The sequence below is a fragment of the Paenibacillus sp. Z3-2 genome (genome assembly GCF_054161325.1).
Genome location: NZ_CP096397.1, coordinates 1,471,726 through 1,484,009 on the forward strand (window position 1 = coordinate 1,471,726; position 12,284 = coordinate 1,484,009).

The window sequence follows — 12,284 nt, forward strand, 5'->3', positions numbered from 1 at the left end:
ATCTAATCGCTATTAGGATGTTTTATTTCTATTGTGCCGATGCTGGAGAAGGGACCAGTGTTGGCGCTGGAACCGGAGCAGTTTCTGCCTCATCACCCTCAGGCGCTGTTTCATCCGTTGGTTCCGCTGTCGGCTGCTGAGCAGCCATCAGTTCAGCGACGATTTGATCTGTTGGCTGTGTAAGCAGCGCGTACATAATCGCAGCCTCTTCCTGACGAATCAAAGGTTTGCGAGAAAGGAAATCAAGGGAACCATCCTCCAGAACCTTCACCTCAGGTCCGTGGATACCAAGCTTCGCCATCATCTGAACAGCAGGCACAGCCCAAGGGTCCGTGTGTCCTGCAAGTTGGACATCCGTGAACAGTTCATTAGGATATTGCAGTTGCAGAATTCTCCACATCATGACCATGGCTTCCTGTCGGATAATTACTTGATCCGGCTTAAACTGCTGTTCGTCCGTGCCAGTAATCATACCCATTTCATATCCAAGTTGAATATATCCGGCTGCTGCATGGTCGGCCCAGTCGGTGCCTGCAGGAGGCGTTGTTTTGCTAGGCTTCAATCCACTCTGTTTAAGGGTGTTCTCAATAAATTCAGCTCGTGTGACAGCTGTTTTCGGTTGGAAAGCCTTGTTGGCATCATTCTCATAATATCCAAGAGATTGTATTGCGTAGATTGCTTCAGCATAAGGACTGCTCTCGCGGACATCCCGGAAGCCCATAGGCTTTTGACCTTTTTTCTCATAACCCAAAGGGTTGAGGTAAGGTTCTTTCAGGTATGTGGTACCATCTGCATATTCTTTGAATGCTGTGAATTGACCAGTCAATTCATCTTTGAAGAGATTATCTTCCACTTGAATCAGGTTGCGTTGACCCAGGAACACATCATTAATGCTTAGTTGTCCTGGCTTATCGCCCCCACCTTTCAGGGAACTTACAATCGTGCTCAGTCGAAGATCTGCGTACAATCCGGTGAAGCGTTGCAGCTCAGCTGCTGATTGCGGCGTGTATTCCTTGAATTGCACAGGCTCTGCATATTGCGGGAAGAAATTCTGAATGAATGCCGGGTAGAACAGATTACGAAGTGCTCCATTCTGATTATACGTCAGGAAGACGCCTGTATTTTGCTCGGGAATAAAGAAGAGATAAGAGCTGAATCCGGTCAGGTCGCCTGCTTTCGTAATAATTTTTGGACTGCTTCCTGCACCCGGAATCTGAAATGCTGCTTCGAATCCATAGGTGGTGTCCGGCAACAATGGATGAATGGAAGAACGGTATTGTTCCATGCTTTTTACCGTGGATTCCTTGAGAATCCGCTCGTTGTCCTTCACGCCATCATTCAGGAAAGCGATCATGAACTTCCCAATGTCTTCTGCGGTAGATAACATGCCGCCTTGAGGCATAGGTGTTGGATCGATAGTGTACAGATCAAGCGGATTGTGTGCTTCATCATAGCCTGTAGCGAGCTGTTCCTGGAACTTCTTGCTGAGCATGAAGCTGCTGTTATCCATGCCAAGCGGTTTGAAGATATGCTGCTGCATATAGGATTCATAGGGCTCACCGCTTACATTCTCGACAATCATGCCGAGCAGCAAAAACGAGAAGTTATCGTACATATAGGCGCTACCAGGTTCTCTGACAACAGGAGGCATGTGTTGCTGTGCATAATCCTCCATGGCTATGTACTTATCGAAGTCATCGTGGATGTCTTCCGGCTGCGGATCGCGGATCTCGAATCCAGTCGTATGGGTGAGAAGATGTTCCACAGTTACAGGTTTGTCAAAAGGATTATCGAATTCGAGCCCTTTCACATAGGTCTGAAAATCAGCTTTCAGATCAACCTTGCCTTGCTCGACCAGCTGCATTACAGCTGCTGAAGTGAACGTTTTGGAGACAGAGGCTACACGGAAGGCAGTCTTTTTCGGATCGATAGGTGTTTTACTCTCCACATCGGAGAAGCCATATCCTTTTTCCGCCAGTACTTTGCCATCTTTCACAACTACCACGGAGGCACCCACATAATGGGGCTTTGCCTCAGGTGAATCGAAGAATGAATCCAGAAATGCTGTAGCCGATTCAGTTGTCAGCGCTTTCGTCTTTCCCTGTTCAGCAGCTACAGAAGTCGGGGTCTCCGCCTGAACTGCGGGTACCCACAGACTGAGAGACAGAACCACGGCCATGAAAGCTCCTGTTAGGGAGGTGAACCTGAAGCGGGTGTTTCGTTTGGATAAAAGCATGCAAACACTCCTTTATGAAAATATTAACAAAATAGTTACCTACCCATGTATTACTGATTACTCGCACGATAGGTTTCACGATAATAGATTCCGATGTTGGCAATCCAGATCACGGAGAGCACTACAATCGGGAATGGAGCAAAGGAAAAGAGCATGGAATATAGAACCATAGAGACCATCCCGACACCAAGAAGTACATTCATCATCTGAAAAGAACGATAGGCTGCGCGATACACAACCCATTTCTCGCCTTCATCCAGCTTCTCAAAATGATCCTTCTTCATATTGCGCGAGTTCAGATCCATTGTGCGCTCAGGATAATAACGGTTGTATCGCTTCACAGTCAGAGTTTGCACTACCATGACGATGATAATAGAGATACACGAAGCAACGAGATTCAAGAGGTTAAACAGTTCTGGAGAATTCGGCATGGTTCTGTTGGATGCATACAAGGACAAGGCAAGTGCTGCCCAGGTAAACGTAACAATAACACTGAATCCGCTGAGTATCATCGCTTTTCCGAGAGAGCGCTCTGCTGGAGAGATTAGTGAATCAGAATCTCCATAAGCATCATCTTCCTTGGGAGGGACAGATGGCGTGCGGGAGAGACTGAAGATGCTCCACACCGTCATAATTAGCACAAGAGCTGCCAGGATCGCGAATAAAAGATCATAGTCATAATACACGGACAGCGTCCAGTTCAAGTCAGAAGGGACTTTATGGACTCCGCTAGCTCCGAGAAAACCTACTACAGCGCCACCAGCTGCATACAAGGGAAGACGTAATCGCTTTTTGATGGACGAGGATGATGAATTTTTCATTCTAATCTCCACCTTTCAATTCAAATATTTTTTCGACAGGTTCACGAAATACATGGGCTATTTTTAAGGCCAGGACGACCGATGGAGAATAGTCTCCACGTTCAATCAGGGCAATGGTTTGGCGGGATGCGCCGATGAGTTTGGCTAGTTCCGCTTGGGACAGCCGGTCTCTGGCTCGTAACTCCCGAACGTGATTGTGTAATTCTTCCACTTACTCACCTCCATGAACCTAATGTACATGATAATTGTCTAAATGTAAACTATAATATACAAAATGTTTATGATCATTTACTTTTAAATCGACGATAATGAACATGAAAAAGAGAGCCTGCTGGGCTCCCTTGGATGATTATTTTGTTCCGGAAAAGTGAAATCAGGATGCATCTGCACGCAGCGGCTGTTCCTTCTGTTCCTTTACCTTCGGAAGTGACATTCGGAAATAGACGAGCGCTCCGAGCCCCATGAGTACATACAGACCAGCCATCGCATATGACGGTAGAAAGGCGCCGATGGTTAACCCGAGACTTCCGAGGAGTGCAGCCACGTTATAGCTCAATCCGTCAGCAGCCATGTAGGCAGCACGATCCGCATCGGGAATCATACCAGCGAGCATGACCTGACGAACAGGGGCGTACATTAATTCTCCAATGGTCAGGAGTATAGCGGATGAGATGAGTAACCAGGCCCAGTTGCTGAAAGCAAGCACGGCGAAGCCTGCGGTATACAGGCACATACCGACAGTCATGATGGACCTGAATTGGAAACGACCCATCCACCTGGAGAATGGAATGGCGAGCAAGGCAACCAAGACGGTGTTGATGACCATGATCAGGCTGAACATATGAAGACCAGAAAGATCCAAACCGAACAGTTGTGAGGTGAATTCACTTTTTAGACGAACAGCAATGTATTTATCCAACTGGAATTCCAGGGAGACGGCAAGCACAGTTGCAGTGAAAAATATCATGAAACGTTTGTCCTGAAGAACGGTCTTATACGTGTTCATTATGTTTCTCTTGATTGGTTGTTTCGAAAGAGCTGTTGAACTTTCTGTTTGACGTTTATCCATTGTTTCACGAATCATAAAGACCAGAATGAACAGGGTAATCATACTTTCTATACATACCAGACTGAACAATAGAAAACGAAAAGATTCGAAAAATAGCCCGCCCATCAGGGCGCCAAAGGTTACAGCAACGTTCGTTGTCCAATATTGCAATCCGTACACATAATGACGTTCATGTTCACTGCTTACGTCGACAATCATGGCATTGGCAATCGGAACCGTGATTCCTGAACTGAGACTGCTGAGGAGAAACATGAGACAAGTGACGATGATCGAATCCATCCACGGCGAATTTGCGATAGCCAAGCCAAGTAGAGCCACGACCTGCAGACTTTGTGCGAGCACCATTAATTTCTTTCTTCCAATTCGGTCAGACCAATATCCTGCCCACAATCCTATAATCATGGAAGCCACAATATTGACGGTCAGCAATAATCCAGCCAAGCCTGCCCCAATCTGAATACTCAGATAGATCGCCATGAATGGGATGATGGATTTCTGGGTCAGATCGGTGAAAAAATCAGTAATGATACGTATCCTGATGTTCGGGTGTAAATCGGCGTATTTCATAAGTCGTTCTTCTTCCTTCCCACTGGTCATGTTGCTGTTACTGAGTATAATGGAGAAAAACCTGAAGAAAAACTGTAGAAGCAATCGAATGGATTTCGTATTTTAGCAGATAGAGGCAGAAAGATAGAAGATAGAAGTTAGAAGATAGAAGAAGGAAGGGCATATATGGACGTATCAGAACATTACATTCAATTGCGGTTGAACTTTCTGCATGTACATGAGGAACAAGAAATACATACCACAGTGGGTGAACTTGCCCATCATTTGTGTTGTACCATGCGCAACATGAACCTGATTATGAACAAATTTATGGATAACGGATGGGTAAGATGGAACCCGCAGCGCGGCAGAGGTAAAACATCGTTGCTTGTCTTCTGTATGCCGCTGCTTGAAGTGGCACGTGAGCGGTTTGAACATCTCCTGTACGGGAACAGAATGGAAGACGCCTATGAACTGGCTTCAACCCTGCCATTCACGATGCGAGAACAATTGATGCGGGAGTTACAGAACCAATTCGGGCTACGTTCGAATGAAGGAGTTAGAGGCAGAGTAGACACCTTGCGGATTCCACAGAATACTCCTTTTAAGACATTGGATCCCACGCAGACGGCCATGTGGGGAGAAGTATTTATTATTGCGGAGGTTTTCGATCGTTTGGTTCGCTATAATGCTGAACACCAGGTCTGTGAACCGAGTCTTGCCGTGGCATGGGAGAGTCATTCGGAGGGGAGGGAATGGACCTTTTATCTGCACAAAGGTATACCATTTCATCATGGCAGGGTATTGGATTCAGAGGACGTGAAGTTTACCTTTGATCGCATTATCTCTGATAATAGTAACCCATGCAGGCCTCTGTATGGATCCATTGAGAGCATAGAGACGTTTGACGAATTGACTGTACGTTTTGTGTTAAACAAGCCAAATTTCATGTTCCCGGATCTGATGAGCAGTATGTCTGCATCGATCTTGCCGAGAGATGTGGAGGTGAATCCGCTCCATCCGATTGGAACAGGACCTTATCGGTTGACGCGTCATGATTCCAAGCTGCTTGTGTTGGAAGTATTCCCATCTTACTTCCGAGGCCGGGCCTATATTGACCGCGTTGAAGTATGGCAACTTCCCCACGCTGGGAGGGTGGAGTCCGTCATCAAGCATGATTTATTTCCGGATGCTGAGCCTCGTGCCGTGGAGCATGAGATGCAGGGCGGCGTATATATGACGTTTAATATGCAAAAGGAAGGGCCACAGCATGATGTGAATTTTCGCCGGGCTGTTCAACAGTTATTGAATGCAGATGAGTTGTCGGAGGCGCTCGGGAGTACGAATACGCAGACTGCCTATAGTCTGATTCGAGGACGAGTACAGAAGCAGCATTTAACGGAGAATTTGGACCAAGGGGAGCTGTGGAAACCGCAATCGGAACAATTGGGTGGTTCTGATGAACCAGCACCTTCCGTGGAGTCCTCACTGGCACGGGCCGCAGCATTATTACGACGTAGCTCTTATCAAGGACAGACCTTATCTCTGTGGGTGGAAGAAGGAGATAAGATGGAGACAGATATGGTCTGGTTTGCAAAGAGGTGTACACAAATCGGCTTACATATAACGATCATCCTAGGAGACCCGGTCCATGCGGTCTATCAAGATGGATTCAGGGATTGTGATGTAATCTATACAGGAGAAGTGTTCGATCAACATGTCATGCTGAGTCTTGTGACCATGTATACCTTCCAGAATACGCTGTTCCTGATTGCGATGAATGATTACTGGAGACATGAACTGGAACAGGAATGCGGACGAATTGTCATGATCCGTGAACCTGCTGAACGGTTAGATAGCTTGATTCAACTGGAAGATCGACTTATTCACGAGGCACTGCTTCTGCCCACATACAGCTTCAGGGAAGAACACGCTCATCATGCTTCTCTTCGTAATTATTGTGTCGCGGGACATAGCCTGCCTGATCTGCGTCAATTGTGGGTGAAGAGAAAACCAGGCGCCGAGGAAGAGGATGCGAGTTATCCGGTGTATATTCCGTTGTGGTAGGTAGGAACGGCTACCACAACGGAAATGCATCACACTAGGTAAGATCATCTACGAAACTCTGGTGAATTCAATAGGCTTCGTACCCGGCTCGAGCAGCAGAGGAATGGAGATGGATTGAGCAACTTCTGATGATTCATTCAGGGTGAACGTATACGTGATCTTCAGGCCGAACAACACATATTCGACCGAAAAAGTATCTTTTCCCGTGTATTCCATAGGCATTTCAATGGCGTTGAGGGTTGCCTGCAACCCGTCCGGTGTTTCCCGAATGTACATTTCGCCATAACCAGGATGCGTGTATATCCCCACATAGGCGGTGGAAAGACGATCACAAGGTGTGACTTGAGATTCTTCTGTTTTTTCCTCAACGTCAGTTTCTGAATGAGTAGATACTTCCGACGAGTTCTCCGGATTAGTCTCTGGTTCTGCCGGCTCTTTCCCCATTAATTTGCTTATTCTGGAACTCCAATTGACGGGTTCCAGTCCAAGCAGTCGGTCCATGATATGAAAAGCAACCGTATACGGAATAACACTTCCGTTGGTATTGCTCAGTACTACGATTCCGATCTGCTCCTCTGGCAAAAAGGCAACCTGAGATGCGAAACCATCAATAGCCCCACCATGATGAATCATGGCATGTCCACGATACGGCTCAATCATCCAGCCCAGACCATATGTACTGAGAGGCAGCTCTTTGCTGTTGAATGGTGAATCACAAGCCATCTGAGGACTGTGCATAACCTTCATTTGTTCCTTAGATACCAGCGATGTTCCTTCCCATTGTCCCTGATGCAACTGGAACTTAAGCCATGCAATCATATCGACTAGATTACTGTTAATGGAACCAGCGGGTCCTACGGTATCGATGGCTCGAAAAGGAGTTCTGATATTCTGACCATCTTTCTCTATATAAGGACAGGCGTAGTCAGTCTGAAGCTGCATCTCTTCGACAGAGAATAGGCTTGAGTTCATACCCAGCGGATTAAATAGGGACTTTTGAACAACTTGCTCCCATGAAGTTTCATTAAGTAGTCCAACCAGATAACCTGCCGTCATGTACATCAAATTCTGATATTGCCATTTGTTTCGGAAATCCTGATTCGGCTCCAGATACTGTAAAGTACGAACAAGTTCTTCTCTTGTACGTGGGGAGTTGTACCAAACCAACTCATGCCTTGGGAGACCGGAACGATGACACAGCATGTCGCGAATAGTTAGACGTTCTGTTGCGACCGGATCGAACATCTTGAATTCTTTCATATACGTCTTCACAGGTGCATCCCAGTCCAGTATCCCCTGATCCACAAGCAGAGCCCCAGTTGCTGCGGTAAAGGCTTTAGTACTTGAACCGATGGCAAACAGCGTATTTGGGGTAACTTCAAGTTTAGACTCCAGGTCACGGTAACCGTAGCCTTTTTGCCAGATGACTTCATCCTTATGGATCACAGCCACCGCTGTGCCGACACCTTTCCATAGTTGAAGTTGATCATCGATGAATTCATCCAGTCCTTTCAGTGAAGCGCGAAGCTGAGTTGTCGTCATACCTTCCCCTCCGATATTCAATAAAGTGGATAGTTTCCTACAATCCACTATGCCTCTTCTGGATAAATTTAACATCCTCCCCGAGACTGATTTTGCTTAGCAATACCGTATTAACTGACTTCACGGAAAGCTTGTCAAACTAGTCCGCATATATCGAACAAGTCCCTCATAGACATGTACTAATCAAGTAGGGGTTCTGCTGCAAGCAAAATCCTGAAGTGAAAACATGTGCTAAAGGGGATGATGTCATGCGCCGAATATCATGGATGCTTGCCATGGTATTGGTCTTATCGGTCTTGCTTGCCGCCTGCGGGAAGAAGGATGCGGCAGCTGTGGTCAAAGATCTGAACGAAGTCGTAGGAGAGATGGAAAGTTACCAGGGGGCAGGCGTGATGACGCTGCATACCGGAGATTCGCCGCAGCAGTACAAGGTCGAGGTATGGCATCAGAAGCCTTCCTATTATCGTATTGCGTTAACCAATGCAAAAAAAGATGTAACGCAGATTGTACTGCGTAATGATGAGGGTGTGTTTGTTCTGACGCCGAGCCAGAACAAAAGCTTCCGTTTTCAGAGCAATTGGCCAGATAACCAAGGACAGGTATACCTCTATGAAACTTTGATTCGGAGCATTACCGGGGATACAACCCGTCAGTTTGCGGATGAGAAGGAGAGCTATGTTTTTGATGTAGCTGCCAATTATAATACACATGCACTTGTCAGACAAAAAATCTGGCTGAACAAATCCGATTACGCACCCAAACAGGTGGAGGTATCCGACTCCAATGCCAATGTAGTTGTGGATGTGAAGTTTGACTCCTTCAAATTCGGTACTGAATTTGAAAAAGATGCCTTTGATATGCAACGTAACATGACCGCTGCTACAGAAAAGGGCGGCCAAACAGGAACGGATTCTGGTGTCGCTCCTGCGGAGCAAACAGGTGAGGACGGCAGTAAAGAACCAGCCAATCCTCAGACGGCGCCCGAACCTGACGGAACTGTCAGTGATGGACAGACGGGGGTGAGTGGTGACACAGAGCAGCAAGGTACAGAGGGTGCTACAACAGGTCAGGAAGGCGAGGAACCAACGCTTGCAGAGCCGGAAGGTGCAGACAGTTTCGGTGTAATTCAGCCGACGTATGCGCCGGAAGGAGTCCAACTTAAGGATGATCAGATTTTGGAGGAAGCAGGAGACTATTCAGTCATGCTTCGTTATGAAGGAACATACAATTACACGATATTTGAAGCCCGACCGCAGGATCGAGCTGTATCGCTTGCCCCATCCCGTGTACTGGATCTTGGATTCACACTGGGGATGATCAGTGGAGATGCATTACAGACTCTGACATGGATGGCAGATGGTATAGAATATCGGATCACCAGTGCAGATCTGCCTGAGAACGAAATGGTACGCATTGCAACATCCATGCAGGAAGAGTCAGGTAAATAATTTTTGAACGAATAGTGGCATTAACATAAGGAATGCTAAGAAGCATCGGAGACCTTTACTCCGGTGCTTTGCTTGTTGTGAAGGATGTACATCACATGTAGCGTGTTTTTCTTATCCAGAACAAGACCGGAACGTCTGTCCAACGTGTTATAAATAGACTGAAGATGCATGTATCGTATCCCAAGATCAACCAATAATGCAAAACGCGCTTCTATGTAGAGGGAACCGGGTAAATAATCGATATAAGCAGATATTTGCTGGGGTGGAAAGTGAAATTTCGCCCTGAAAATCTTGCTTATCGGTCATCATCGGTATTCGCATTTGTTCCTCAAACGGCGCACCTTGCATATGTTTTGGAATGCGAAACTTCGGTCCATTTGACAGTCACATGCTGGAGCATTACGATGGAGTCTGACGTGAGCCGGATTATGATGATTGGAGAAGGTGACTTAACGTGCAAGGACAATATCGGCCGACCCAAACGGAGATCAATTTGGATCATTTGTGCACTAACGTAGAAGCTTTCCGCGAGGCTTTGCCTCAGGGCATGAAATTCCTCGCCTGTGTGAAGGCCAATGCCTATGGACACGGAGCGGTGGAGACGGCCAGAGAACTGGAACGAGTGGGTGTGGATTACTTAAGTGTGGCTTTTCTTGACGAAGCTCTGGAATTGCGACAACATGGGATTACGATTCCAATCATGGTATTGGGATATACGCCGCCTGAAGGGATCCCTGTTGCATGGAAACATGATGTGACCATCACGCTGTTCAGCAGGGAAGTGCTTGATGCCATTCGACAGCTGGATGCGGGCACATTCGCTAACAAACTGAAGGTTCATATCAAAATCGACAGCGGCATGGGCCGATTAGGTCTATTGCCTGGCGATGAGGCACTGGCTTTTATACAGGAAGTGGCCTCGCTCGAGCAGGTGATGCTGGAAGGCATGTTTACCCATTTTGCCAAAGCGGATGAAGAAGACAAAACCTATACACTGGAGCAGTATCGACGGTTTCAAGGCGTAGTTCATGCGCTCAGGGATCAGGGATGTGTCATCCCGATTATACATACGGCGAACAGCGCCGCTGCCATTGATACACCGGAATTGTCCTATGACATGGTACGTGTGGGAATTAGCCTGTACGGATTGTATCCTTCGGCTCAGGTGAATCATCAGGTGGTGAAGCTGTCCCCGGTATTGACGTTGAAGACGAAGGCGGTTCTGGTCAAAACACTGCCACCCCATTGGGGGATCAGTTACGGAACCCGTTATGTTACGCAAGAGCACGAACGAATAGCGACCCTGCCGATCGGTTATGCAGACGGATTCTCAAGAATGTTAACAGGTAAAGCGCAAGTGCTTGTGCGTGGTCGCCGCGTTCCTGTCGTCGGTGCGATCTGCATGGATCAGTGTATGGTGTCGTTACAATCTTTCGCAGAAGAAGCGGAAGAAATTCAAGTCGGCGAAGAGGTTGTCCTCATCGGTCATCAGTCTGGTGGCGTTATAACCGCAGACGAGGTGGCATCCCAGCTGGGTACGCTTGCTTATGAAGTGATCTGCATGATGGCGCATCGCATTCCACGGGTATATTTCCGTGGGGGAGCAGAAGTCGCCAGAATCAATCCACTTTTGACATCCTAACAGGTGAACTGGACGCCATTTCCAATAAACTTTTTTTCAGAACAGAAGGAAAACTGTCGGAGCATCTCGAATTATGTATGACGGTAAGGATTTAAAATCCTGAAATGAGATGTTTGGTCTGTACGAATATTGTTCCCCGTGTTTATAATGGAGTACAGCATACTTGATATACTCGGGGCATATATATTCCTTTGTATAAAAGTTCTGGAAAAATGTAATACTGGTTCACAATGGCGAAAGGTTTGTGGGGGTGGAAGAAAGGTGGCCAACTTGCAGAACACCAAGCGGATCATGATCAGTTTACCTGATTATCTTTTGCAGGAAGTGGATGGCATCGTAGCGCTGGAGAATTCCAACCGCAGCGAATTGATTAGGCAGGCTATGAAGCTGTATTTGACGGAGCGTAAGAAACGTTACATCCGTGAAACGATGCAGCGCGGATACATGGAGATGGCTAAAATTAATCTGACCATGGCATCCGAAGCCTTTCATGCGGAGGAAGATGCGGACAGCACTCTGGACCGCTTAGTTAGCGGGGTGTAGACATTGATCGTAAAACGTGGTGACGTTTTTTTTGCGGATCTTTCTCCCGTTGTCGGTTCCGAGCAAGGTGGAGTCAGGCCGGTTCTGGTTATCCAGAATGATATCGGCAACCGGTTCAGTCCAACTTGTATTGTGGCGGCTATCACCGCCCAGATCCAGAAGGCAAAGCTGCCAACGCATGTGGAAATTGATGCGGCGGCACACGGCTTTGACCGGGACTCGGTTATTTTGCTCGAACAAATACGGACGATTGATAAGCAGAGGCTGACTGACAAGATTACCCATCTGGACGAGGAGACCATGAAATTGGTCAACGAAGCGTTACAGATCAGCCTTGGTTTAATCGATTTTTAAGGCATCAGGTAGCGTC

10 protein-coding genes are annotated in these 12,284 nt (G+C 47.0%); 5 read left to right on the top strand and 5 right to left on the bottom strand.

The window, feature by feature from the left end:
• Positions 1–28 precede the first annotated feature (28 nt).
• From M1D71_RS06290 to M1D71_RS06305, 4 genes are all read right to left on the bottom strand, one after another.
• Positions 29–2,236, bottom strand: coding sequence for a serine hydrolase (locus M1D71_RS06290; RefSeq protein ID WP_458125726.1), 2,208 nt, complete (start codon positions 2,234–2,236; stop codon positions 29–31).
• Between the two features lie 50 nt (positions 2,237–2,286).
• A complete protein-coding gene (locus M1D71_RS06295) occupies positions 2,287–3,057 on the bottom strand; it encodes a DUF3169 family protein (RefSeq protein ID WP_458125727.1) in 771 nt (256 codons plus the stop codon).
• A gap of 1 nt (position 3,058) precedes the next feature.
• A complete protein-coding gene (locus M1D71_RS06300; protein ID WP_017690042.1) occupies positions 3,059–3,268 on the bottom strand; it encodes a helix-turn-helix transcriptional regulator in 210 nt (69 codons plus the stop codon).
• A 162-nt stretch (positions 3,269–3,430) separates the two neighbouring features.
• A complete protein-coding gene (locus tag M1D71_RS06305) occupies positions 3,431–4,693 on the bottom strand; it encodes an MDR family MFS transporter (protein WP_458125728.1) in 1,263 nt (420 codons plus the stop codon).
• Positions 4,694–4,858: 165 nt separating this feature from the next.
• Between M1D71_RS06305 and M1D71_RS06310 the strand changes: the two genes are divergently transcribed.
• Positions 4,859–6,739: an ABC transporter substrate-binding protein gene (locus M1D71_RS06310; protein ID WP_458125729.1), complete on the top strand. Its 1,881-nt coding sequence runs from the start codon at positions 4,859–4,861 to the stop codon at positions 6,737–6,739.
• A gap of 48 nt (positions 6,740–6,787) precedes the next feature.
• On the opposite strand, the gene M1D71_RS06315 is transcribed toward M1D71_RS06310, so the two are convergent.
• Complete coding sequence (locus tag M1D71_RS06315) at positions 6,788–8,281, bottom strand: serine hydrolase (RefSeq protein WP_458125730.1); 1,494 nt, start codon at positions 8,279–8,281, stop codon at positions 6,788–6,790.
• A gap of 248 nt (positions 8,282–8,529) precedes the next feature.
• Here M1D71_RS06315 and M1D71_RS06320 point away from each other — a divergent pair, with 248 nt between their 5' ends.
• From M1D71_RS06320 to M1D71_RS06335, 4 genes are all read left to right on the top strand, one after another.
• The gene (locus M1D71_RS06320; protein WP_458125731.1) at positions 8,530–9,729 is read left to right on the top strand and encodes a DUF4367 domain-containing protein; all 1,200 of its coding nucleotides are present in this window, start codon (positions 8,530–8,532) and stop codon (positions 9,727–9,729) included.
• A gap of 454 nt (positions 9,730–10,183) precedes the next feature.
• A complete protein-coding gene (alr, locus tag M1D71_RS06325; RefSeq protein WP_458125732.1) occupies positions 10,184–11,371 on the top strand; it encodes an alanine racemase in 1,188 nt (395 codons plus the stop codon).
• Between the two features lie 261 nt (positions 11,372–11,632).
• Positions 11,633–11,914 (top strand): CopG family ribbon-helix-helix protein, encoded by a 282-nt coding sequence (locus M1D71_RS06330; protein WP_017690037.1) that lies wholly within the window; start codon positions 11,633–11,635, stop codon positions 11,912–11,914.
• Between the two features lie 3 nt (positions 11,915–11,917).
• Entirely contained in the window at positions 11,918–12,268 is a 351-nt protein-coding gene (locus M1D71_RS06335; protein WP_024630714.1) for a type II toxin-antitoxin system PemK/MazF family toxin, read from the top strand.
• Positions 12,269–12,284 lie beyond the last annotated feature (16 nt).

Bases quoted from the DNA above. Each gene is read 5' to 3' on its own strand.
- M1D71_RS06315 (WP_458125730.1), bottom strand. From the start codon at position 8,281: ATGACGACAACTCAGCTTCGCGCTTCACTGAAAGGACTGGATGAATTC.
- M1D71_RS06295 (WP_458125727.1), bottom strand. From the start codon at position 3,057: ATGAAAAATTCATCATCCTCGTCCATCAAAAAGCGATTACGTCTTCCC.
- M1D71_RS06320 (WP_458125731.1), top strand. From the start codon at position 8,530: ATGCGCCGAATATCATGGATGCTTGCCATGGTATTGGTCTTATCGGTC.
- M1D71_RS06305 (WP_458125728.1), bottom strand. From the start codon at position 4,693: ATGAAATACGCCGATTTACACCCGAACATCAGGATACGTATCATTACT.
- M1D71_RS06310 (WP_458125729.1), top strand. From the start codon at position 4,859: ATGGACGTATCAGAACATTACATTCAATTGCGGTTGAACTTTCTGCAT.
- M1D71_RS06290 (WP_458125726.1), bottom strand. From the start codon at position 2,236: ATGCTTTTATCCAAACGAAACACCCGCTTCAGGTTCACCTCCCTAACA.